Below are 23,412 nucleotides of genomic sequence, written 5' to 3'. Positions count from 1 at the left end.
TCGGTCAGTGTCCGCACCTGACGGTCAGTGCGCAGCGCGAAGGGCCTCATAGTCGAGCAGCGATTGCCGGGCGTAGCTGAACGACCAGTCGACAACAGCTTCGGTGGCGGCCTCGGATTTGCCCAGGTAGCCGAGGATCTGGCCTGCCGCGGGGCTTTGCGCGTGGGCGCGTGCGAGCAGGAGTGCGCATGTGCGGACGTAGTCGAAGAACGGGACAAAGTCGAGTCCCGCCAGGTCGATCGATCCTTTCATGTCATGGAACTGGCGCACGTAGTAGTCGCGTTCGTCGTTCTGCAGATGGCCTAGGAACGGATCCGACACTGCCTGCAACACCCGTTGGAACTGGACCACGCGGGTACCCTGACCATGTGCTGCCACATCCTGCGCGCTGCTGCTCGGCTGCGGGATGCCGCCGTAACGTTGCAACACTGACTGCCCGGCCTCCTTCACCTGGAGCAGCAGCGCATCCCCATCGGGGGACTGCAGCAACTGCAGGAAGCAACGGGTCCCGACGCTCCCGACGCCGACCACACGGCGGGCGAGATCGGTGGGGGTGTACTGGGCCAGAACGGTGCGGACGTCGAGACTGACCGTGCGGCGGTATTCGGCGAACAGGCGCGCTACCACTTCGGTGTTCTGCGCGGGCGCAGTCGTCATTGCCGGAGGCCGTTCAACGAAACGCAGGCGACCGTCGTGGTCTATCTGCGTGGTGCGACGCACGGCCCGCTGGTTGGTGCGCTTCCTGGCCGTCCTGATCGCGTGGTGCAGCACCTTCTGGGCGTCCGCGCTCAGGAGGCTGCGGGCGAATTTGATGTTGCTATGCATGTAGTAGCGCTCGTACGGGTTTCGTTCCAGCATCGTGGTCAGTGCGCTGCGGTACGCCCTTACGGTCCCTTGTGCTGCCTTGCGCACCTCGCGTTCCGTGTACTCGGCGTGCATTCCACCGACCACCACGCTCGTGACGAGCCGTTTGAGGTCCCAGTCCCACGGGGCTGCGCCGGCCTCGTCGAAGTCGTTGAGGTCGAAGACGAGTTTGCGTTCCGGGGAGGCATAGAAGCCGAAGTTGCTGATGTGCGCGTCACCGCATGCCGCGACCACGATCCCCGAGTGCGCGTCGCGGGCGAGGTCCATGGCCATCAGCCCGGCCGTCCCTCGGTAGAACGCGAAGGGGTTCTCGAGCATGCGCTCCATCCGCAGGGGCACCAGTTCCTGGTTGCGGTCTTCGTTCTGTTCGCGGATATGAGCGACGGCGTCACGATGTGCCGTGCTCCGCTCGGCGAGTGCACTACGCGGCGTGGTCCGGCGCAGTTGGCGGCCGCGGGCATACGCATCGGCACGGCTCAACTGCAGCTCTTCGCGAACCGGTGCGGAGTAGGACTCGGCAGGCATGAGGTCATTGTGGACGCCCGCACCCGGTTCCGCAACTACCCAGAGCGAGGTGGCGATCAGCCAGCCCTTGTTGAACGCGTACGCATCCAGGACCACTCCGTGTGGCCGAACTGTCTGCGGCTGCGCCGCGTCCCCAGCGCCATGGGCTTAGCCTACCGATGCGCAAAGGCTTCCCGCCCGTGCCAAGGGTGCGGCCGTCCGATAGGAGATCCCCTTCCAGGCTGCACCATGCGCCAAATAGCGCTGTGAAAACGCCGCCATTTAACGCCGAAAGCCACAGACCATCGTTGTCTCAAAACCCGTCCATCAACGGATAGTCTCACAACGGCAAATTGCTCGGCTTTAAGAGAATGCGGGGATGTCCATGGCGAGTATCGGGTATGCGAGGGTTTCCACCGGTGAACAGAACCTTGATCTGCAGCTCACGGCACTCCAGGCCGCCGGGGCACCCGGGCCGGCCTTCCGCCGCGGCCAACAACCGCCACGGCGGAAGGTCCCGCAAGGTCGACGACGCTGCCGCTGCCCGGGCCAGGGAGCTCAAGGGCAAGTCATCAGTGCCTCCGACATCGGCCTTCTACCGCCCTTGGCCTTGGCGACATGCATGCCTTCGCGGGTGCGGGCGCGGATATGGGTCCGGCTTTCGCGGCGCTAGATGTCCCGTGGGGTTAGTGCGCCGATCCTTTACCGCACCCCAGGTCAACTCGTAGGGCGGGCGTCTCTGCTGATTTGTGCCGCTCATTCCGGCTTTCCCAAGAGCATTCGGCGGCGGCTCCAGGGAATCAACGGCTCGCCTACGCAAAACGCTCGACTGGGGTACCCCGGCCGAGCGCCTGCGTAATCTAAAACGACTGCCCATCGATCAGCAGTGTTGCAACGACCGCTGGAAACCTCCTTCCCGCTGTCGTCGCTCCGTGCTGGATGTTTCGCAGGGCAGCTCCGCGATCAGTTGACGGGGTTGCCGAGTTCGCGCAGCGGGGTCTTGCTGGTTTCGCGGGCCCATGCGGCGCCGGCGACGGCCAAGAGTGAGGAGGCGGCGACGATCCAGGCGGCCGGGCCCCAGTTGGCTTTGTCCCCACCGACCAGCGCGGTGCCGAGCAGCGGGGTGAAGCCGGCACAGAGGATGCCGATCTGCAGGCCGATCGCCATTCCGGAGTAACGGACCTTGACGTTGAACAGCTCGGAGAACCAGGCGGGGTAGACGGCGTTCGAGGCGGCGTAGGTGCCGGCGGTGATCAGCGTGCTGGCCACGAAGATCATGGGGACGTTGCCGGTGGAGATCACGGAGAAGTAGACGAAGATCATCAGCCCGGACCCGATGACGCCGGTGATGAAGACCGGGCGGCGTCCGAACCGGTCGGAGAGGCGGGCCGCGAGCGGTTGCGTGACGACGGCGATCACGTTGCCGAGGATGCTGACCGTCAGCATGGTCGATGCACTCACCCCGACGGACACGGCGTAGGCCAGGCCGAAGGACTGCATGAAGGTGTTGGTCACCACTTGGAAGGACATGAGAGCGACCTGGAAGAACTGCGCCGGGTGCGTCTTGAACATCTTGGCGAAGGGCAGCTTCACGAGTTCGCCGTGGTCGTGCTTTTCTTCGAAGACCTCCGGTTCTTCCAGCGTGCGGCGGACGAGGAACGCGACGATCAGGACGAAGATGGAGAGCCAGAACGGGATGCGCCAGCCCCAGGCGAGGCGGTCGGCTTCGCTCATGGCGGCAACCGGCAGGAACGCCAGCGAGGCCAGCACGATGCCGAAGGAGATGCCGCTCATTGCGAAGCTCGCGAAGAAGCCACGGCGGCCGGTGGGGGCCTCTTCCATGGTCAGTGCGGAGGCTCCGGCGGTTTCGGCGCCGGCGGAGAGGCCCTGCATGAGGCGCAGCAGCACCAGCAGGGCCGGTGCCCAGTATCCGGCGGTGCTGAAGTCGGGCAGCATGCCGATGAGGAAGGTTGCCGCGCCCATCATGACCAGGGTCAGGACCAGCGTGGACTTGCGGCCGATTTTGTCGCCGAGGTGGCCGAAGAGCACCGCGCCGAAGGGCCGTGCCACGTAGGCGACGCCGAAGGTCGCGAAGGATGCCAGCAGGGCAGCCGTGGGGTCGCCGGGCGGGAAGAAGATCTTGGAGAAGATCAGCGATGCCGCGGTGGCGTAGATGAAGAAGTCGTAGTACTCGAGGGCGCCGCCCAGAAACGCGGCCAGGGCAGCCTTCTTGGCTCGCTTGAGCTTGCGCTCCTCCTCGACGACCGTGGGGCTGGTTGCGAGTTTGGTCATGGTGCTGGTCCTTCCGCACTGAAAGACGGGGATTTGGAGATGGGAGATTTTTTAGTGTGTGCGCATACCGAGCAGCTGTGCGGTATGCGATTATGGAATAGCATACCGCAGCGTGAGGTGCCTCACAACGACTGATTGCTTCGCCCGGCGGCTTCCCCTCCCTGAAAGGCGGCACCATGGACAACCAGACACCAGCCTCCCGGCTGTTCCTCATCGGCTCAGAAGCCTCGCAGGCCATGTCGCCGGGGCTGTGGAATCCCGTCCTCGAACAACTCGGCAGTAGCTGGGGCTATGAGGCCTGGGACGTGCCTCGCGACGTGCCCATGGCCGGGGTCCGCGCCCGGCTGCTGGAATCCGACGTCGTCGCCGCCAATGTCACGATGCCCCACAAGCAGTGGGCCGCGCAGGCCGCCGACGTTGCGACCGAAGCGGTCCGGCTGAGCGGCGCCTCCAACTTGCTCATCCGGGACGGGCAGGGGCTGGCCGCGCACAACACCGACGTTGCCGCCGTCGCCGAACTGCTCGGTGGCCGGCACCAGCGGCATGCGGTCATGCTGGGGGCCGGCGGGGCCGCCCGGGCAGCGCTTGTGGCGCTCAAGGGGCTGACCGGGCGGGTCACGATCTCCGACCGGGACCCGGACGCCGCGGGGGAGTTGCGGGTACTCGCCGGAAGCCTGGGCATGGACGCGGAGACGGCCTCGTGGGCGGAGGCGCAGGAACAGGCGTCCCGGGCCTCGCTGATCGTCAACGCGACGCCGGTCGGCAAAGGGAGCGACGACGCGCCTGTCTGGGGCGGGGGCCGGCTGGCCGGGGACGCGTTCGTCTACGACTTCGTCTACGCCGGACACGTGACCGGCACAATAGCCTCCGCGAGGGACCAAGGACTGTGCTGTGCCGACGGCTGGGACCACCTCCGAGCCCAGGCGGCCGCGATGATCCCGCTCCTGGACCTGGCGCCGCAGGCGGACGCCCTGATACAGCGCACGCTCGCCGCCATCCGGACGAAGGGCTGACAGACAGCCGACGCCGGAACGCGTGCGCCGCCGTCGTTGTCCCGGGCCTTATATGATCGTAAAAGCCTGCGGCCTTTCGGTATCTGCCGGCCCTAGTGCAGGTTCAAGAAGACAGGGAGTCCATGGAGGAGCAACCGGCGTATTTTGTGAAGTCGGTGGAAAAGGCCTTCGACGTCCTGCTCGCCTTTACCGCGGAGTCTCCACGGCTGACCGTTTCCCAGGTCGCCGTCAAAGCGGACATGACCCGGGCCTCCGCGCGGCGGTTCCTGCTGACCCTGACGGATCTGGGCTACCTCCGCGCCGACGGCCCGCACTTCGAGCTGACGCCACGCTCGCTGGACATCGGCCAGTCATTCCTGGCGAACCTGACGCTCCCCAGGGTGGCGGAGCCGCACCTGAAGTCCCTGGCAGCGCGGCTCAACGAAACAACCTCGCTGTGCATCCTGGACGGCACCGACGTCGTCTACGTGGCTTGCGTGCCCTCTCCGCGGCTGCTCAGCGTCTCCATCAGTGTGGGCACTCGGTTCCCAGCTTGGGCGACGTCGATGGGGCGCGTCCTCCTGGCGGCGCTATCCGAACCGGAACTGCAGGCCTACTTCGACTCGGTCCATCTGCAGCGCTTCACCGAGCGTTCCATCGGAAGCGTCGACCAGCTCCGGGCAGAAATAGACTCGGCCCGCGTCAAGGGCTGGTCGATGGTGTCACAGGAACTGGAGGAGGGCCTGCGCGGCGTGGCCGTGCCCGTGTGGCGCGGCAACGACGTCGTCGCGGCCATCAACGTCTCCTTGCAGACGCACCGGGCCCCCGCGGAAGCCATCGAGAAAACGGTCGTTCCGCTCCTGCAGGACGCCGCGCGGCAGATCGGCAACGACTTCGGCGGCCGGCAGGCAGGATTGTCCAAGGCTGCCGGGCAACGATAGTGCAGACCTGGTGGACGGAGGCGACCTTGTTGCGGACCAGCGATCTGGACTCGTCGCACGCTCGCAAGTGACGCCTAACAAGCCGTAGCCCCAGGGCTGGCGGCACCGGTTCACTGACGAGCTGCAGCCGGCGCCTCGGTAGGTCCTGCTTGAGCCTTTCCAGGTTCCTGTCTCCACAGGGCGACCGGTTCAGTGGGAGTGGATGGTGGGTGCGGTCCAGCTGGCGAGGATTCGCATGGCGTCGGCGGTCGCGGATCCGGGTTCGACGGTGTAGACGAGCATGACCAGGCCTGGGTCTGTGGAGAGTTCGAATGATTCGTAGCCGAATTCGAGGTCGCCGACGGCCGAGTGGGTGAGCATTTTGGCTCCGGACCGGTAGCGGAAGACGTCGTGGGAGGCCCAGAGCGAGCGGAACTCATCGCTTTGGGTCGAGAGGGTGCCGATGATCTCGATCAGTTCCTTGTCGTAGGGGTCCTTGGCCGTTGCGGCGTGCAGGAGCGCGACGACGTTGTGTTTGGCGGTGTCGAAGTCGCGGTGGAACCGTTGGGCTCGTGAGTCCAGGAACAGGTAGTGCGCGTAGTTGAAGCGGTCGCGGGATCCGTCGTCAGGCAGTGAGTAGAGTGCCCGGCCGATTCTGTTGGAGGCGAGGCGGTCAAGTCGGGCGTTCTGCACGAAGGCGGGGGCATCGATGGAGTCCAGGACACTCTGGATACCTGGCCTGACGGTGCTGCGGTTGGAGGGTTTCCGTCGCGGCGCGCGCCGTTGGGTGATCCGGGTGAGGTCGAGCAGGTGGTCGCGTTCGTCTTCGTCGAGCTGGAGGGCGCGGGCGATGGCTTCAATGACTTCGCGGGACGCGCCGGAGATTTTTCCGCGTTCGAGACGGGCGTAGTAGTCGACGCTGACGCCAGCCAGATATGCGACTTCCTCACGGCGCAGGCCGGGGACGCGGCGGGCTCCGCTGTAGAGCGGGACACCTGCCTGCTCGGGCGTGAGTTTGGCGCGTCGGGAGGTGAGGAAGCTGCTGATCTCGGAGCGGGAATCCATAGCTCCAAGGGTAGGCCTGCCGCCTTGGGTGCTGACAGGACCTGTCAGGTCCCCCCAACGCTCAGCTGCGTTCATCGCCGGGGCAGGCGGGTGGCGAGGGCTGCCATTGCCAGGGCGAGACCGGCCGCTATCAGCAGGCTGGTGGAGAAGCCTTGAAGGAAGGTGGTGGAGCGGGCGAGCAGGGAGCCGAACACCGCAACCGCCAAGGCCCCGCCAATCTGACGGCTGGTGTTGAAGATGCCGCTCACGGTGCCCGCACGTTGTGAATCGAAGCTGTTCAGCAGGACGGCGGTGATCGTCGGGATGACCAGGGGGCCGGCGAGACCCACAAGGATCATCTCAGCGGCCAGTACCCCGACCGGTGCGGCGGCTGGGAGGAGGGCGATAAGGGTGAGTCCTGTGGCCATCAGGCCCATCCCGGCGGCAATGAGTGTCCGTGCGCCACAGCGCTGGGACAGTCCGGCGATGAATGGCGTGAGGATCGCGCCGGCGAGCATCATGGGAACGAAGACCGCTCCGGTTTCCACCGGTGAGAGCCCGCGTTCCTGCTGCAAGTAGAGGCTCATGACGAACGGCAGGCCGAAGTAGCCCACCATGTAGGAAAAGCCAATGCCCGTGGACACGGCCAGGGTCCGGTTGCCCAGCAGCGGCAGCGGCACCATGGGGTGCGCTCCGCGGCGCTGCGAAACGACGAAGCCTGCAGCTGCAAGGACGAATAAGCCAAACGCAACGATCGTTGGCGGTGCCGTGATGCCGGCAGCTCCGGCTTCGATGGCACCGTAGGTGAGGGCACCCATGGCGGTGATCGCAGTCACCTGTCCGGCCCAGTCGACAGGGACAGGCCGTTGGGGCGAGCGTGGAACGCGCCGGAGCAGCAACAATGCCCCCGCCCCGACTGGAAAGTTGATCAGGAAAATCAACCGCCAGTCGACGAGCGAAAGCAACCCGCCCAGCACGGGTCCGGAGATTGAAGCCAGTGCCCCTCCCATGGCCCACATCCCGACGGCGCGTGCCCGCTTCGCGGGGTCGGGGAAAGCTTCGCCGATCAACGCCATCGACGCGGGAAGCATCACTGCCGCCGCAGTTCCCTGCAGGATCCTCGCCACGATCAGCACAGTGACGGTGGGCGCGAGTCCGCATCCCAGCGAGGTGACCACGAACGCGGTCATGCCGATTGCGTAAGCACGCCTGGCTCCGACCCGGTCAGAAAACGCTCCGGCCGATAACAAGCACGAGGCGAACAACAACGTGTATCCGTCAACGATCCACTGCAAACCGGTGATCGTCGCCCCGAGGTCGAGGCTGATTTGGCGCAAAGCAACGTTGACCACCACGGCATCGAGCGTGATGACGAAAAATCCGGTGACGGCGGCGAGCAGCGCTGCCCTTGAATGGCGGACTCCCGCTGGGGTGAGTGTGGTGGTGGTGTTCAAAGACATTCCTTCTCAAGGGGTCGGCGTTCTCGAATGGGCCGCCTTGCTGACGTTACGAGGAACGGAAGAGACGAAACAGGACCTGCCAGACCATGTCTCAACAGGGCCTTCTCCGCGCAGGGCAGGTACGGGATCGTCGAAGGGACGGAACTTGTCGGTTCCGGCCTCCACTCCACCGAAAGAAGTTTTGCGCGTATGACGACATCCACTACTCCGGCAGTGCCGACCCGGCAACGGCTCCCGTTCGTCGTGCCCCTGATCTTCGTCGTCTTCGGCCTCGGCGCCATCATCGGAACCAACCTTGCCGGACGGTACGCCGACAAGCGCCCGGTCACCACCTTCATCACGGCCACCGCAGGCACTGTGGTGCTGATGGGGTTGCTCGTCCCGTTCTCAGCGAACGCCTATGCCATGTTTGTTCTCATGTTCCTGCTGGGCATTGCCGGTATGGGCATACCGCCGGTCGGAACCGGCCTCGCTGTCCGCTGTGCCCACGGTGCGCCAACATTGGCTGCCGCAGTATCCGTATCTGCGTTCAACGGTGGAACGGCAATCGGCACATGGTTTGGCGCGTCGGCGCTCGAATCGACTCTGGGCGTCCTCGGCCCGCTGACCATCGCGATCATCATGGGGGTCCTCGGTCTACTGACGCTCCCGGTCCTGGCCCAGACTCGGGCAACGTCCCAACAGGACGCCGAAGCCAGCCTCTAAGTCCGTCCACGATTCAGACAGGGAAAACATTGCGGATGATTTCCAGCCAACACCGACTAGAAGGACAACCCTTGGAGTCAATAACTGCGCCGGTACCGGCACGAATCAACCAAGCCATGATCCTGCTCTTTGCGGTCGCGGGTGGAGCAGCCGTGGCCAACCTGTACTGGGCACAACCGCTGCTTGAGGAGATAGCGTCCTCGTTCGGAACGTCACTTGGGACCGCCGGGTTGCTGGTCACGACCGCGCAGGTCGGATACGCCGTCGGCACCTTCCTGATCGTTCCGTTAGGTGATGTCGTGGACCGTCGACGTCTCCTGCCACTGATGATGCTCCTCTGCGCCGCCGCCCTTACTGCCGCTGCGGTAGCTCCGACTTTTGAGGTGTTGCTCATCGCACTGGTCCTGGTTGGCCTCACAACAGTGTCGGGGCCCCTGCTGACGCCCCTTGCCGGTGACCTTGCCCAGCCCGGCCAGCGCGGTCACGTGATCGGAACCGTCGCTTCAGGGTTGATGATCGGAGTTCTTGCTTCCCGCACGATCAGTGGCTTTCTCGCCGAAGCGTTCGGGTGGCGGGCGCCGTACGCCGTAGCTGCCGCCCTGGCCCTTGCCTCGGCGGTCCTTCTACGACGGACCATTCCACCGATGGCTCCGCGGGCCAGGCTGGGTTACGCAGCCCTGCTCGGCTCTACCTTCGGCGTGATCAAACGGCACCCCTCCGTTCGCATGTCACTGTTCGTCGCTGGAACTGCCTTCGGCGTGCTCACCCTCTTCTGGACGGCGTTGACGTTTCTGCTCGCATCCCCACCGTTCTCGTACTCCGTCACCACGATCGGCCTGGTCGGGCTGGCGGGAATCGCCGGCGCCGTCGCGGCACAACGATCCGGGCGCCTGCACGATCGAGGCTTGTCCACGCCCGCCATCAGCGCAGCTCTGGTGCTGACCCTGGTGTGCCTTTTCCTCGCCTGGATCTGGGCCACATCCATCATCGTGCTGCTCGCAGTGATCATTCTTTTGGACATTGCGGTGCGGGCGGTCTCGACCTTGACTCAGGCCCGTGTTCTTGCCGTCGACCATGGGGCACGCAGCCGTCTCAATACGGCGTATGTGGTGAGCAACTTCATCGGCGGGGCCGCCGGTTCGACGCTCGCGACCGCTCTCTGGCAGCTCGGAGGATGGACAGCGATCATGATGGGCGGGGCTGTCGCGACAGCCATCGCGCTAGTCCTGTGGGTCGTTCCTGCAAGCAGAAGGCGTGACAACGCGGAACACCCGATATCGGCACAAACGACCAGCCAAGAAACAGAGTGAACTGCTGTTCTGACGGGTCAGATGACCACATCCTAGCGGCCGAGGACGCGGGGTAGTGGTTATCGCTGAGGAGTTCTAGGGCGGTCATGACAGCCAATCCGTCACAGCGAGACTTCAGGGCGCGCCAAAACTGTGCAAGGACTTGATGGACGCCGCGAGGTCGGAGCGGAAGAAGGCCAACAGCTCCGCAGCGCCCGCCGCGTTGCTGGAGGATGTCGCGACAGCACCCGCGAAGACCGTGCTGATCGCACAGTCGGCGGGGAGGACGCCGAGGATGCGCACGCCGGGCTGCCCGACCAACTCGCTGAGCTGCTGCAGGCCGAGATCGACCTCGCCCTCGGCGAGCAGGCGCGCCACGGGCACGCCTGGACGGGCCTGTACCAGCCGGTCGCGGACCTCATCGGTCATGCCCCAGTGGTCGATCATTAGCAACAGTTCGGTTCCGCTCGGACCGGTGGAGTATCCGATGCGGGATGCCCTGCGCAGGGCGCTGCGAAGCTCATCGGCATTCGCAAAGGCCGTGCCTTCGGGACGTTTGGCTGCATCGGGGCTGCGTGTGGGCACGCCTACGGCTACCTCCGACAGGACGATCGGGGCGATGGAGGCCGGATCGACGTGCCCCTCGGCAGCGAGGCGTTGGAGAGCGTCCACAGCGAGGAACACAAGGTCGAACGGCTCGCCGGCGGCAACCCGCCGGGCGGCGTCCACTCCGCCGACGGATTCGATCTGTAGAAGCGGTAGCCCCGCCGCGGCGGCAGCTTCAGCGAGGTCGGCGAGAACGTGGCGGGTGGCCATCGACGAGATCGCCCTCATGCGGCATCCTCGAAGGTCTCGGCGTCGACTTCGGCGGCAGATGCTGGTGAATAGCGCGCGCCAGAGATGGTGGCCGTGCCAATCAGCTCACCGGCCCGCGCCAGCAGCGCGCCGTCGACAGAGATGCCGACCGCCGCCATGTTCTCACGCAGGTGCGCGATGCTCGTTGTTCCCGGGATCGGCAGAACGTGATCGCCGCGGGAGAGCAGCCAGGCCAGCGCGAGCTGTGCGGGCGTGCACCCGGCCTCCGCGGCCAGCTCTCGCCAGGAGTCCAGCAGCGCAGCATTCGCACCCCAGTGCTCGGGCTGGAAGCGCGGCATGCTGCAGCGGATGTCGTTCGGGGCCATCTCGCCCGGGTCCTTGATAGCATCGGCCAGGAAGCCCCGTGCGACCGGCGAAAACGCAACCAGAGTCACGCCGTCCTCGCGAGTGGCGTCGAGCATGCCAAGCTCGGCATTGCGACTCCACAGCGAGTACTCGTTCTGCACGGCCGCGATAGGGGCGATTGCCTGCGCCTCGCGCAGCCGCGCCACCGACACCTCGGACAGGCCGATTGCGCCGATCTTGCCCGCGGCGACCATCTCGGCCAGCGCGCCGACGCTGTCGCCGATCGGCACCTTCTTGTCCCACCGGTGCAGGTAGTACAGGTCGATGTAGTCGACACCGAGCCGGCTCAGCGAAGCATCGACCTGTGCGCGCAGCGTATCGGGGCGTCCATCGATGACTTTCACGCCGTCGACGGATGCCATCCCGCATTTGCTCGCCAGGAACACCTCGTCGCGGCGCCCCGCGATCGCGGCACCGACAAGTTCCTCGTTGCGGCCGCCACCGTAGAGCGTCGCCGTGTCGAGCATCCCGATGCCTTCATCAAGAGCCGCGCGCAGCATCGCCAGCCCCTCGTCACGCGACGGGGGGACGCCGTACGCGTGGCTCAGGGACATGCAGCCGAGCCCGGTGGAGGGCAGCCTCACGCCAGCTGCTTCTCAAGCGAGCCGAGCACGCGGTAGCAGTCGATCACCTGGCGAAGCGACGAGTTCGGCTCGCGTCCCTCGCGGATAGCCGAGATGAACTCACGATCCTGCAGCTCGATACCGTTCATGCTGACGGCGACGTGCGACACGTCGATCGACTCCTCACGGCCGTTGTAGAGCTCGTCGTAGCGCGCGATGTAGGTCTCGGTGTCGCCGATGTAGCGGAAGAACGTGCCGAACGGCCCGTTGTTGTTGAACGACAGCGACAGCGTGCAGATCGCGCCCGACTCGCTCTTGAGCTGGATCGACATGTCCATCGCGATGCCGAGTTCGGGGTGGACCGGGCCCTGGATCGCGTTCGCCTGCACGATCCTGCCCGCCTGGTAGGCGAACAAGTCGACGGTGTGCGCGGCGTGGTGCCACAGCAGGTGGTCGGTCCAGGACCGGGCCTCGCCCTTCGCGTTCGTGTTGGTGCGGCGGAAGAAGTACGTCTGCACGTCCATTTGCTGCACGCTGAACTCGCCCGCGGCGATCCGGTTGTGCACCAACTGGTGCGAGGGGTTGAAGCGGCGGGTGTGGCCGACCATTGCGACGCGATCGGATGACTCAGCTGCCTCAAGCGCTGCCTCGGCGTCGGCGAGCGAGTCGGCCAGCGGAATCTCGACCTGCACGTGCTTGCCGGCGGCGAGCACCGCCTGGGTCTGAGACGCGTGGAGTCCCGTGGGCGTCGCAAGGATCACCGCATCGACGTCGTCGCGCTCGAGCACGGCGTCCAAGCCGACGACGGCGTTGGCGACGCCGTATTTCTCGGCGACCGCCTGGGTCGGTTCGAGCCGCGTGCCGCTGACGACGGTCACCTCGGCATCGGGGATGTTCATTAGGCCGTCGAGATGTTTCATGCCGAAGGCGCCTGCGGCGCCGACGACGGCCACACGGATCTTCTCAGTCATGGGGGGCTCCTTTGTCGCGGATGCGGTCAGTCGGTCGGGTTCGTGAGAACAAGGTGGCCGACGGCGGTGTTCGACGCGGGCACGTGATAAAAGCGGTGGTTCACCTCGGGGCTCTCGCCTCCGAACTGATCATCCATCGCACCGCGCGCGATGAGCCAGTCGACGAGCTCGATGCCCTCGGACCCGGCCTCGTCGACGTACTCCATGTGCTGCCACTCGGTGAGGCCCACGGGGTCGGCGATGAGGTGGTCCAGGAACGCGTTGTCCCACTCCTCGTTAATGAGGCCAGCGCGCGGGCCCTGCAACTGGTGGCTCATGCCGCCGGTTCCCCAAATTTGCACGTTGAGCGGCTCACCGTCCCACTTGTCGAGCGCACGGCGGAGCGCACGCCCGAGTTCGTAGCAGCGACGTCCGGACGGCACAGGGTACTGCACCACGTTGACGGCGAGGGGGATGACCTTGACGGGCCACTCCTCGACATCGCCATACACGAGCGACAGCGGCACCGTGAGGCCATGGTCGACGACCATCTCGTTGACGAGCGTGAGGTCGAAGTCGTCCTGGATCACGGACTGGGCGATGTGTGCGGCCAGCTCGGGATAGCCTTTGACGGCGGGCACCGGGCGGGGGCCGTAGCCCTCGTCGGCGACCGGGTACTCCGCGCCGGTGCCGAGCACGAAGGTCGGGATGATAGAGGCGTCGAAGGCCGTGGCGTGGTCGTTATACACCAGGATGACGACGTCGGGCAGGTTTTCCCTGGCCCACTTTCGCGTCCACTCATAGCCGGAGAACACCTTCTTCCAGTACGGCTCCTCGGTCTTGCCGAGGTCCATCGCCGCGCCGATCGCCGGCACGTGCGAGGTGAAGAGCGCCGAGGTGTACTTCGCCGGAGCATCCGGCCGCATCGTCTCGGCCTTCTCGCCGGGCAACGGAGGCGTCCATCCGTCGAGATCCTTGAGGCGGTTTCCCTCCGGGCGGCGCCCACCGCCGAGCATCATGTCTCGGTAGGCGGCCTCAGACATGCCGGTCATCGAGCCGGCCATCTGCTGGAAGCTCAGGCCGTGAGTGGCGCCGATCTTGCTCAGGAAGTAAATGTTCCCGCCCTCGGCCATCATGGCGTTGAGGTCCATGTCCAGCACGGCCTGGCGTTGCTTCGGCGAAAGGGGCCACTCGTCGAGGTAGGCTCCGCGGTCGGCCAGGTACCGCTCGCGGTTCTCCGGTTTCATCAGCGACATCGAGAACTGGTTGAGGTGGTAGCCCTTCCGGGCCATCTCAGCGTCGAAGATAATCGTGCCGGGAACGTCTTTGTACGGTTTGTCGAGTGTCATGTCATGCTCCTTCGGGCCAGTAGAGGCGGCGAGGATTGTCGACAAGCAGCTGCTGCTGCAGTTCCGACGTCACCGCGATCTGCGGGATGTAGTCGACCAGAAGCCCGTCGTCGGGCATGTGGTCCTTGAGGTTGGGGTGCGGCCAGTCGGTTCCCCAGAGGACGCGGTCGGGGAACTCTTCGACCACGCGGCGGGCGAAGGGCACGACGTCGCGATAGGCGTGCTGCTCGCCGTCGAGAGCGCGAGGTCCGGTGACGGACAGACGCTCGGGGCAGGAGACCTTGGTCCACACGTTGGTGTTCTCACGCATGAACCGCAGGAACAGCTCGAACTCGGGACCGTCCGGGTCCTTGGTCACGTCGGGCCGTCCCATGTGATCGACGACCACGTCGGTCGGGATCGACGAGAAGAAGTCGTACAGCTCGGGCAGGTCCTCGGCCTCGAAGTAGATCACAACGTGCCATCCGAGTGGCGCGATCTTGGCCACGATCTCCTCGAGCGAGTCGGTGGGCACGCGGTCGACCAGGCGTTTGACGAAGTTGAACCGGACGCCCCGTACCCCGGCCTCATGCAGCTCGGCGAGTTGCTCGTCGGTCACGTCACGGCGGACGGTCGCAACGCCGCGGGCGCGACCTGCGCTGCGCTGCAATGCGTCGACCAGGGCTCGGTTGTCGGAACCGTGGCATGTCGCTTGCACGATGACGTTGCGGTCGAAGCCCAGATGGTCTCGCAAGGCGAACAGCTGGTCCGCCGAGGCGTCGCACGGGGTGTACTTGCGCTGAGGGGCGTAGGGGAACTGCCCGCCCGGCCCAAACACGTGGCAGTGGGCGTCTACAGAGCCCTCTGGTAGCCGGAACGTCGGGGTGCTCGGCCCGTCGTACCAGTCGAGCCAGCCCTCCGACTTCTCGAAATCTCCGGTGGTGTCGCCGTGTGTCATCTTCAGTTCTCCACGTATTCCAGGCCGGCCTTGGCGAGAGGCTCGCGCATGCCGTAGATGTCCAGGCCCAAGACGCCCTCGCGGAACTTTACGCGTTTGGCTTCCTCGTTATCCTCGCGCTTCTGGCTAGCGTCTGCCACCGCTCCGACCAGCTCGCGCGGGACAACCACGACGCCGTCGACGTCGGCCACGACCACATCGCCCGGGTTCACCACGGCGTTCGCGACCACTACGGGGATGTTCACCGATCCGAGGGTGGCTTTGACCGTGCCCTTGGCGTTGACAGCGCGGGAGAACACCGGGAAGTCCATCTTCTCCAGATCGGCGACGTCGCGGACACCGCCGTCGATCACCAGGCCCTTGCAGCCGCGGGCGGTCAGCGAGGTGGCGAGCAGCTCGCCGAAGAAGCCGTCCTCGCTTTCGGTGGTGCAGCCGGCGACGATCACATCGCCCTCCTGCACCTGCTCGGCCGCGACGTGGAACATCCAGTTGTCACCGGGCTGCAGCAGCACGGTCACTGCCGGACCACAGAGCTTGGCGCCGGTGTAGGCCGGCCTGATGTAGGGACGCAGGAGCCCGACTCGACCCATCGCCTCGTGGATGGTGGCGACGCCGAACTGCGAAAGCCGTTCGACGTCCCTGGGATCCGGCCGTTCGATGTTGGTGCGGACGATGCCGAGGTTGTTCAGTCGCATGGATGGTCCTCTCAGAGTCCGCGCGCAGTGAGGGCGCGGTCAAGCCGTGGGTAGACACGGCGGGCGTTGGCTTCGAACACCTGCGCGCGCTGCGCGTCGTTCAGGTTCGTGGTGGCGTCGACGTACCGCTTGGTGTCGTCGAAGTAGTGTCCGCTGCGCGGGTCGATGTCGCGCACGGCGCCGATCATTTCGCTCGCGAAGAGGATGTTCTCGGTCGGGACGACGTTGGTGAGAAGGTCGATGCCCGGCTGGTGGTACACGCAGGTGTCGAAGAACACGTTGTCCAGCAGGTGCTCCTCGAGCGCAGGCTTGCCCAGCGCCATTGCGAGTCCGCGGAAGCGCCCCCAGTGGTAGGGAACGGCGCCGCCGCCGTGGGGGATTACCAGCTTAAGCTCGGGGAAGTCGCGGAACAGGTCGCCCTGGAGCAGTTGCATGAACGCGGTGGTGTCGGCGTTGAGGTAGTGCGCTCCGGTCGTGTGGAAGGCCGGGTTGCACGATGTACTGACGTGCACCATGGCCGGGATCTCGTACTCGACGAGTTTCTCGTATATCGGGTACCACGAGCGATCGGTCAGCGGCGGGGACGTCCAGTTGCCGCCGGACGGGTCGGGGTTGAGGTTCACGGTGACCGCACCGAGTTCCTCGACGGCGCGAGTAAGCTCGGCAACGCTCGTCGCGGGATCCGCACCGGGGGACTGGGGGAGCATCGCCCCCATCAGGAAGCGTTCGGGGTAGAGCTCGCTGACGCGGGCGCACAGGTCGTTGCAGATCCGGGCCCAGGTCTCGCTCACGGCGAGGTCTCCGATGTGGTGCGCCATGAACGAGGCACGAGGGCTGAATACGGTGACGTCGCTGCCGCGCTCGTTCATGAGCTTGAGCTGGTTGGCCTCGATGGTCTCACGGATGTCGTCATCGCTGATGCGCAGGGTCGCGGGGTCAGGAGCGTCCGCGCGTCCTTCAGTAAAAGCGATCTGCAGGTCACGCCAGGCTCCGAGCTGTGCTGGAGCTGTGGTGTAGTGGCCGTGGATGTCGATAATCACGCGTGTCGTCCTTGTCACTGAGTGTAAGCGGTGCGAGAGCAGCTGCACGTTGTTGAATCGGTGCTGCCTAAAACTGACTTTAGGGGATGCGGGCCACTGTGATCCAATAGATATGCAAAGACAGAGCCATAGATGGGATCTATGAGATGACGTTCACCGACCTGAACCTGATCCGGACATTCGTCACGCTGTACGAGCTGCGCAGCGTCACGGCCGCCGCCGGCCGGCTGCACGTAACACAGCCCACGGTCAGCTACTCCCTGAAGCGGCTCAGGGAACGGTTCGGCGACGAGCTCTTCCGTCGGGAGGGGAACGACATGGTGCCGACCGCGAAGGCGACGCAACTGTTTGGGCCCCTACACAACGCCCTGGCACAGATAGACGCGACCGTCATCGGATCGGAGGTGTTCGAGCCGACCGGATTCAGCGGCGAACTCGTCCTCGGACTCACCTCGATCGGCGAGCAGACCTTCCTCCCGCCGATCATGACCGCCCTCAGTCGGGTCGGCGCCGATCCGCGGCTTCAGGTGGAACGTCTCGATTCGGACGAGGTCGAGGGCGGTCTGATCCGCGGAACCGTCGATCTGGCACTGACAGTGTCGCGGATCACCACGCCGCGGCTGTGGCGGACGCACGTGCGTTCGGTCGAATACGTGGCGCTGTCGTCCGGGGCGCATCCGCTGCCCGCGACAGGGCCTGACATGTTCGCGGGGCGGCGCTTTGTGCGGGTCTCCGCCCGTGGCGGGCACGTGTATCCCGTGCAGACGCTGACCGAACACGACCTGATGTCCCAGGTCGTGCTGACCATGGAGGAATACGGCACCGTGCCCGCCGTGCTCGAGGCGACGGATCTGGTCGTGCTGCTGCCTCGCCATGTAGCGGGGGTGTTCTGCGGCTGGTTCCCCCGCCTTCGCATCGCCGAGCTGCCCTGGTCCGGTCAGAGCACACCGGTGGAGTTGTACACGCGGCGCGAGGCCAGTCTCTCGCAGGCGCAGCGATGGTTCCGCTCGCTGGTGCTTGATGCGGTTGCGGCGGATGAATACAAGTCGTAGCCGCTACTGTCTGCGGTCGTCTCAAGATCGGACGGGCCCCTCATGCTGCATCGGTTCGGCTGAAGAGGTCTCTGGGGACGGTGCGACCCGGCGTCGCCAGTCGACCTCGAGATTGTGAGGTTCTTTTTGATGAAGGCAGCTGCTATCCGCGGCACGGGCAGCATGACCTGGGAGGAGGATGCCACCACCCGCTCTTGAGAATCGGCTGGGCTCTAGGCCATCTCATCGACACTGCACAGGCAGAGTAAGTCAGGGCTCCCATCGCCGGCGGGCTCAAGCGGGAGGCTAGCGTTTCGTCCTGTTCCAGCTGGCCTTACCCGGAGCGAACGGGCTACGCACGTGGATGGACCATGACGAGTGCGGGTGGATCGTCAGAATCGCGTGCTCCCACCAGGCGCGGGCTTCGTCTGAGAGCATCGGTAGCACCGCATCCTTGTCGGCGTCGTCCTCCGGGCGGGGACGCAGCGCCTTCCAGACCAGCTGCACCTCGGGCGCCCCGGTCGGGATCCCGTCGACGTCGATCACGGCACGATCCCACGGCAGCTGCAGTCGCGGATCTCGGCGGTACACCCAGACGCGGTCCGTGCCGTCCTCGACGTCGATCTGCAGTACCCATGCGCCCGTCGCGTCGTCGTGGATACGGACCGGCTGCAGATCGGCATCCATATCGGCCTTTGCCCAGGGGATCACGCCGTCGCCTGACGGAACCCAAGCGCTAAACGGCGCCGGAATGTCGTGCACCAGCCGGGGCAGGTCGGCAGCCGTCGTGCTGACATCGGTATTGTGGTGCTCGCGAGTGCTCGTGCCGAGCCAGTGGTCAAGCGCCACCCCGCCGGAGAGCCACCAGCGCGCCGATGACAGACCGAGCAGCTCGGCAGCGGCGCGCGGGGTCAGCGGATCCCAGCGCGTCGCGAGGGTGGGTGCGGATGAGGCCATGAACCAAGGCTACCCGCCGACGGCGGCGGTTTGTCGAGGTGGTAATGGGATCGAGACCGCAGGAGTGCGCATAACGCCGACGAGGTCAGACCCATCGAGTCCCGCACCGGCCGTGCCGCGGTCCTCGGCCAATGTCCGGGCAGATGCGTTCGAGCCCAGCAGGTTTCCCGTGTGCCGGGCTGGTGGCATACTGGCACGAATCGTTGAAGGCAACCCAGCGGGGGACTCCATGACCGAAATGCCGCAGTTGAAGTTATCCGGAATCGTCCTGGATTCCCCCGATGCGGTGGAACTCTCGGCCTTCTACCAGCGGCTGCTGGGCTGGGCCGTTGATCAGGACGAGCCGGAGTGGGTGACGCTAGTCTCTCCAGCCGGGGGAGCGGGTCTGTCCTTCCAGAGCAACAGCGCCTACGTTCGTCCGGTCTGGCCTGCGCCGCCCGGGGCCCAGCAACCGATGATGCACCTGGACATCGCCGTCCAGGACCTGGACGCGGCGACCGCCCACGCTAAGGCTGCCGGCGCGGTGCTGGCCGGCTACCAGCCGCAGGACGATGTGCGGGTGCATCTGGACCCGGCCGGACACCCCTTCTGCATGTTCTTGGCCAGCTAACCCGGGCTGCGCCAGGACCGCAAACGGGCACCTTTCGCAAGTCGAGAACTATGTCGCCACTTGGTGCGTAGGTGCCGCGTTCGACGTTGGGATCAACGCAGAAGAGACGGCGGCCGCCTTCGCCAGCACCGCGGCTTGATCCGGAGCCGATCATGAGGCCGGTGAGCCTGGCCAGTCGGTTGGCGGGCTGGCTTCGAGGGCGGGTTGTAGGAATTGGTAGGCCTTGCTGCCACAGTCTTCCCACCTCTTAACCCGCCGCCGCAGCCATTATTTTCGCCGTCATCGCCGTCTGCATTTTCGGCGCGCGACCCGGTACGGTTCACACCGTCATCGAGCGGGTGGTTAGGGTGGGTGGATGGCGACAGTTATTCTCGTGCGGCACGGCCGCACCACAGCCAATGCCACTGGACTGCTGGCCGGTCGGGCCGTCGGCGTCAGCCTGGACCAGATCGGGCGGGACCAGGCGGCTCTGACCGGAGACCGGCTCGCGGCCGTGCCCGTGGTCGGGGTGGTGTCGAGCCCTCTTGAGCGTTGTCAGCAGACCGCCCAGCTCATCCTCGATCGCCAGGCCGGCACGCCGTACGCGCCGGTCGATCCCGATCTCACCGAGTGCGATTACGGCCAGTGGCAGGGCCGCAGGCTCAGTGATCTCGCGACCGAGGATTTGTGGCCGGTTGTGCAGTCGCAACCGTCCGCCGTCGTCTTTCCCGGCGGCGAATCCATGGCCGCGATGCAGGCTCGGTCGGTGGCAGCGATTCGACGCCACGATGCGGCCTTCGAAGCCGAGTACGGGCCAGGGGCCGTGTGGGTGGCGGTGAGTCACGGTGACATCATCAAGTCAATCCTCGCCGACGCGCTCGGCATGCACCTTGACCTGTTCCAGCGTATTAACGTGGGCCCCGCCTCCGTATCGATCGTGCGCTACGGCGCCAGTCGGCCGAGCGTCTACGCGACCAACACCGACGCGGGTGATCTGTCGTGGCTCTCGAACGGCATCCACTCTGGCGACGCGCCGGTGGGCGGCGGTGCAGGGCAGAAGGCGCCATGAACCCCATGTGCCTAAAATACTGACATGCCTACACGTGTTCACGAGTTTGCCTGGCCTGATCGGGTCGTCGTTGGCACCATTGGCCTTCCGGGGGCGCGCACGTTCTACCTGCAGGTGCGCGCAGGGACGCAGATGGTGAGTATTGCCCTGGAGAAGCAGCAGTCGGCTCTGCTCGCGGAGAAGATCGACGACATTCTCGACCAGCTCATCACCGTCGAGGGCAACCCCTTCAGCGTTCCCACGAGTACTCCCATTGAACTTGTCGACAATGACCAGCTCGAGGCCGTTCAGGAGCAGTTTCGCACCGGCGCCATGAGCTTAGGTTGGGACCCAACCACGGCCCAGGTCGTAATAGAGGCCTACCCCATCGCCGATGTCGATGCTGATGCTGATGACGAATCGCTCGATGAGGACGGCGCTAACGAGCCCGACGAAATGCTGCTGGTGCGAATGCCGGTCGGGACCGCCCGCGCCTTCGCCAAGCGCACCCGTGAGATCGTGGGCGCCGGGCGTCCGACGTGCCCGCTCTGCGGTTACCCAATAGACGCCGACGGGCACACCTGCACCCTGCCCGAGCTCTGATGCCAGCGCCGGACCTAGTGACCGCCGCTCTGACGCTCACCGGCCGTATTACGACGGCTTCAAACGCGACATTTCTGGGCAGCATCGGCGACGTGGTGGTCGTCTATAAGCCGATAGCAGGCGAAAGTCCGCTGTGGGATTTTCCCGATGGCAGTCTGGCTTACCGGGAGGTGGCCGCCTACCTGGTCTCGCAGGTCTTCGGCTGGGACGTCGTGCCGCACACCTGGCTGCGCGATGGTCCGATGGGTGAAGGAATGGTGCAGCTCTGGCAGGAGCAGGACCCGGCCCAGAATGCTGTGGACCTGGTCGCGACGGACCACGTGCCCGAGACGGGCTGGAAACAGGTTCTCGAGGGACTGGATGAGAACGGACGGATGGTCGCTCTCGTTCACGAAGACTCGCCAGCGCTCAGACGCATGGCGGTGTTCGACCTGGTCGTCAACAATGCCGACCGCAAAGGCGACCACATTCTTGCCATGACGGACGGGCACCGGCATGGCGTGGACCATGGGCTCACCTTTCACCGTGACCACAAGCTGCGCACGGTGCTGTGGGGATGGCTGGGAGATTCTCTGAACTCCGAGGAACGCGACGGCATAGATCGTGTGAGCGAGGGACTGCACGGTGGGCTGGGCCGAGACCTGGCGGAGTTGCTCAGCGCCGAGGAAATTGCATCGCTCGCCGCGCGCTGCGCCCGGTTGCGCTTGGCAGGGCGGTTTCCGGCTCCGAGCGGTGAGATGCCGGCGGTGCCATGGCCGCTGTTCTAAGGGAATTACGGCTACGGGCTTCGCAGGCTGTGTCACGTTGATGGCATGGAGCTTAAGGTAGCGACGGAGCTCATCATTCCTGAGCGCGAGCTCGGCTGGCGAACTTCCTAAGAGCCAGGCCCCCGGCCGGCAACCCTCTGTTCCGAAGGTTTGGGCGACGGGAGTGACATCAACTGTCACCGGGAATTCGCTGCCCAAACGCCGATATCAGCGCCTATGTATCCCGCGTTGTTGGTCCACCGGTCCGGTGCTCGGGTCGGTCACCGCCGGACTTCCACCGTTCCCATCATGCCCATGTAGTCGTGGAGGGCGCAGATGTAGTCGAACTCGCCAGCCTGGGCAAAGGTCACGGTGAAACTGCTAGCCAGGGCGGCCAGGCCGTCATTAGTGGCAGCACCCTCCAGAGTGGAGGGTGCTGCAGCTGCGCCGGGGGAGCGCAGGGCTACAACCTGGACGTCCTAGGTTCACATTGCCCTACATTTGCGGACGGCCCGATCCTTCTCGGCCTGGAGGCTGGTGTCGGATTCGACGGCGAACTCATCGATCGCGTCCAGCTCATCGGCCGTGAACTCCAGGTTGTTGATCGCGGCCAGGGTGTCCTCGAGCTGCCGGACGCTGGACGCGCCAACCAGTGCGGACGTGACGGACGATCCGTTGCCCTGTTCCCGCAGGATCCAGGCGATGGCCATCTGCGCGAGTGTCTGCCCGCGGCCCTCGGCGATCCTGTTGAGGCCGCGCACGCGGTCCAGCTTGTCCGTGGTGATCATGGATTCATCCAGGGACTTGTCCTGGGCGGCACGGGAGTCGGCCGGGATGCCCGTGAGGTAGCGGTCGGTGAGCATGCCTTGGGCCAGGGGCGAGAACGCGATGGAACCCGCGCCCACCTGCTCCAGCGCCTCGAAGAGGTTGGGGCTGCCGTTCTCGGTCCAGCGGTTCAGCATGGAGTAGCTGGGCTGGTGGATCAGCAGCGGGGTGCCCAGCTCCTTCAGGATCCGCGCCGCCTCAAGGGTCTGTTCCGGGGTGTAGGAGGAAATGCCGGCGTAGAGTGCCCTGCCGGAACGCACGGCCTGGTCCAGGGCGCCCATGGTCTCCTCCATCGGCGTCTCCGGGTCCGGGCGGTGGCTGTAGAAAATGTCCACGTAGTCCAGGCCCATCCGGCCCAGCGACTGATCCAGGCTGGCCAGCAGGTACTTGCGGGAGCCGAAGTTACCGTAGGGACCGGGCCACATGTCGTAGCCGGCCTTGCTCGAGATGATCAGCTCGTCCCGGTACGGGGCGAAATCGTCCTTGAAGTGCCGGCCGAAGTTGGTCTCGGCACTGCCATAGGGCGGCCCGTAGTTGTTGGCGAGGTCGAAGTGGGTGACGCCGAGGTCGAAGGCGCGGCGCAGGATGGCCCGCTGGATCTCGAACGGCTTGTCGTCGCCGAAGTTGTGCCACAAGCCCAGGGAGATGGCCGGAAGTTTCAGGCCGCTGCGCCCCACGCGGCGGTAAGGCATGGAGTCATAGCGGGTATCAGCTGCCAAATATGTCATGGGTGCCTTTCTGCCTGCCGCTGGAAGAAGCCGGGTTGGCACACGGGTGAGGAGTCGAAA

The 23,412-nt window shown here is 65.5% G+C and carries 23 protein-coding genes; 9 read left to right on the top strand and 14 right to left on the bottom strand.

The features are described from left to right. Positions 1-24: 24 nt before the first annotated feature. On the bottom strand, positions 25-1,485 hold the full coding sequence (locus C9424_RS14160) for a DUF2252 domain-containing protein (RefSeq protein ID WP_237563467.1): 1,461 nt from the start codon (positions 1,483-1,485) through the stop codon (positions 25-27). A gap of 846 nt (positions 1,486-2,331) precedes the next feature. Next, positions 2,332-3,660 (bottom strand): MFS transporter, encoded by a 1,329-nt coding sequence (locus C9424_RS14145; protein WP_116767446.1) that lies wholly within the window; start codon positions 3,658-3,660, stop codon positions 2,332-2,334. A 176-nt stretch (positions 3,661-3,836) separates the two neighbouring features. On the opposite strand from C9424_RS14145, the gene C9424_RS14140 reads away from it, so the two are divergent. After that, entirely contained in the window at positions 3,837-4,673 is an 837-nt protein-coding gene (locus C9424_RS14140) for a shikimate dehydrogenase family protein (RefSeq protein WP_116767445.1), read from the top strand. Positions 4,674-4,795: 122 nt separating this feature from the next. After that, entirely contained in the window at positions 4,796-5,593 is a 798-nt protein-coding gene (locus C9424_RS14135) for an IclR family transcriptional regulator domain-containing protein (protein ID WP_116767444.1), read from the top strand. Positions 5,594-5,782: 189 nt separating this feature from the next. Here C9424_RS14135 and C9424_RS14130 read toward each other — a convergent pair whose 3' ends face one another. Then, positions 5,783-6,637, bottom strand: coding sequence for a helix-turn-helix transcriptional regulator (locus C9424_RS14130; RefSeq protein WP_116767443.1), 855 nt, complete (start codon positions 6,635-6,637; stop codon positions 5,783-5,785). Positions 6,638-6,708: 71 nt separating this feature from the next. Continuing rightward, positions 6,709-8,070 carry an MFS transporter gene (locus C9424_RS14125; RefSeq protein ID WP_202615880.1) on the bottom strand — a complete coding sequence of 454 codons (1,362 nt, stop codon included), beginning with the start codon at positions 8,068-8,070 and terminating at the stop codon, positions 6,709-6,711. Positions 8,071-8,265: 195 nt separating this feature from the next. On the opposite strand from C9424_RS14125, the gene C9424_RS14120 reads away from it, so the two are divergent. Together C9424_RS14120 and C9424_RS14115 are read left to right on the top strand one after the other, a co-directional pair. Further along, entirely contained in the window at positions 8,266-8,781 is a 516-nt protein-coding gene (locus tag C9424_RS14120; protein WP_133247523.1) for an MFS transporter, read from the top strand. Between the two features lie 71 nt (positions 8,782-8,852). Further along, positions 8,853-10,091: an MFS transporter gene (locus C9424_RS14115; RefSeq protein WP_237563466.1), complete on the top strand. Its 1,239-nt coding sequence runs from the start codon at positions 8,853-8,855 to the stop codon at positions 10,089-10,091. Between the two features lie 114 nt (positions 10,092-10,205). On the opposite strand, the gene C9424_RS14110 is transcribed toward C9424_RS14115, so the two are convergent. Genes C9424_RS14110 through C9424_RS14080 form a run of 7 tightly spaced genes read right to left on the bottom strand, consistent with a single transcriptional unit; the run spans position 10,206 to position 16,825 of the window. Further along, complete coding sequence (locus C9424_RS14110) at positions 10,206-10,904, bottom strand: substrate-binding domain-containing protein (protein WP_116767439.1); 699 nt, start codon at positions 10,902-10,904, stop codon at positions 10,206-10,208. Next, positions 10,901-11,875 carry an aldo/keto reductase gene (locus tag C9424_RS14105; RefSeq protein ID WP_237563465.1) on the bottom strand — a complete coding sequence of 325 codons (975 nt, stop codon included), beginning with the start codon at positions 11,873-11,875 and terminating at the stop codon, positions 10,901-10,903. Before C9424_RS14105 ends, C9424_RS14110 begins: the two co-directional genes overlap by 4 nt. Further along, positions 11,872-12,825, bottom strand: coding sequence for a Gfo/Idh/MocA family oxidoreductase (locus C9424_RS14100; protein WP_202615879.1), 954 nt, complete (start codon positions 12,823-12,825; stop codon positions 11,872-11,874). Before C9424_RS14100 ends, C9424_RS14105 begins: the two co-directional genes overlap by 4 nt. Before the next feature lie 26 nt (positions 12,826-12,851). After that, on the bottom strand, positions 12,852-14,153 hold the full coding sequence (locus tag C9424_RS14095; RefSeq protein ID WP_116767438.1) for a protocatechuate 4,5-dioxygenase subunit alpha/beta: 1,302 nt from the start codon (positions 14,151-14,153) through the stop codon (positions 12,852-12,854). Between the two features lies 1 nt (position 14,154). After that, the gene (locus C9424_RS14090) at positions 14,155-15,090 is read right to left on the bottom strand and encodes an amidohydrolase family protein (RefSeq protein ID WP_116767437.1); all 936 of its coding nucleotides are present in this window, start codon (positions 15,088-15,090) and stop codon (positions 14,155-14,157) included. 2 nt (positions 15,091-15,092) lie between these two features. Further along, positions 15,093-15,785, bottom strand: a complete 693-nt coding sequence (gene ligK, locus C9424_RS14085; RefSeq protein ID WP_116767436.1) for a 4-carboxy-4-hydroxy-2-oxoadipate aldolase/oxaloacetate decarboxylase — start codon at positions 15,783-15,785, stop codon at positions 15,093-15,095. 11 nt (positions 15,786-15,796) lie between these two features. Beyond that, the gene (locus C9424_RS14080) at positions 15,797-16,825 is read right to left on the bottom strand and encodes an amidohydrolase family protein (protein WP_116767435.1); all 1,029 of its coding nucleotides are present in this window, start codon (positions 16,823-16,825) and stop codon (positions 15,797-15,799) included. A gap of 146 nt (positions 16,826-16,971) precedes the next feature. Here C9424_RS14080 and C9424_RS14075 point away from each other — a divergent pair, with 146 nt between their 5' ends. Beyond that, positions 16,972-17,877: a LysR family transcriptional regulator gene (locus C9424_RS14075; RefSeq protein WP_116767434.1), complete on the top strand. Its 906-nt coding sequence runs from the start codon at positions 16,972-16,974 to the stop codon at positions 17,875-17,877. A 285-nt stretch (positions 17,878-18,162) separates the two neighbouring features. On the opposite strand, the gene C9424_RS14070 is transcribed toward C9424_RS14075, so the two are convergent. Beyond that, on the bottom strand, positions 18,163-18,813 hold the full coding sequence (locus tag C9424_RS14070) for a nucleotidyltransferase domain-containing protein (RefSeq protein WP_116767433.1): 651 nt from the start codon (positions 18,811-18,813) through the stop codon (positions 18,163-18,165). A 229-nt stretch (positions 18,814-19,042) separates the two neighbouring features. Here C9424_RS14070 and C9424_RS14065 point away from each other — a divergent pair, with 229 nt between their 5' ends. The 4 genes from C9424_RS14065 to C9424_RS14050 all read left to right on the top strand — a co-directional run bounded on the left by C9424_RS14065 (position 19,043) and on the right by C9424_RS14050 (position 21,820). Continuing rightward, positions 19,043-19,423, top strand: coding sequence for a VOC family protein (locus C9424_RS14065; protein ID WP_116767432.1), 381 nt, complete (start codon positions 19,043-19,045; stop codon positions 19,421-19,423). Positions 19,424-19,778: 355 nt separating this feature from the next. Continuing rightward, entirely contained in the window at positions 19,779-20,471 is a 693-nt protein-coding gene (locus C9424_RS14060) for a histidine phosphatase family protein (protein ID WP_116767431.1), read from the top strand. Between the two features lie 24 nt (positions 20,472-20,495). Beyond that, complete coding sequence (locus tag C9424_RS14055; RefSeq protein WP_116767430.1) at positions 20,496-21,053, top strand: DUF3090 domain-containing protein; 558 nt, start codon at positions 20,496-20,498, stop codon at positions 21,051-21,053. Beyond that, on the top strand, positions 21,053-21,820 hold the full coding sequence (locus C9424_RS14050; RefSeq protein WP_116767429.1) for an SCO1664 family protein: 768 nt from the start codon (positions 21,053-21,055) through the stop codon (positions 21,818-21,820). The genes C9424_RS14055 and C9424_RS14050 overlap by 1 nt, the downstream gene beginning before the upstream one ends. A gap of 260 nt (positions 21,821-22,080) precedes the next feature. Here the strand turns inward: C9424_RS14050 and C9424_RS14045 are convergent, their stop codons facing one another. Together C9424_RS14045 and mgrA are read right to left on the bottom strand one after the other, a co-directional pair. Further along, positions 22,081-22,197, bottom strand: coding sequence for a plastocyanin/azurin family copper-binding protein (locus C9424_RS14045; RefSeq protein ID WP_272914150.1), 117 nt, complete (start codon positions 22,195-22,197; stop codon positions 22,081-22,083). Between the two features lie 87 nt (positions 22,198-22,284). Then, on the bottom strand, positions 22,285-23,352 hold the full coding sequence (mgrA, locus tag C9424_RS14040; protein WP_116767428.1) for an L-glyceraldehyde 3-phosphate reductase: 1,068 nt from the start codon (positions 23,350-23,352) through the stop codon (positions 22,285-22,287). Positions 23,353-23,412: the final 60 nt, after the last annotated feature.

The organism is Arthrobacter sp. H-02-3, from assembly GCF_003097355.1.
Lineage (GTDB): Bacteria > Actinomycetota > Actinomycetes > Actinomycetales > Micrococcaceae > Arthrobacter > Arthrobacter humicola.
The sequence above is the reverse complement of the archived record's forward strand: the minus strand, read 5'-3'. Positions and strand labels throughout refer to the sequence as shown.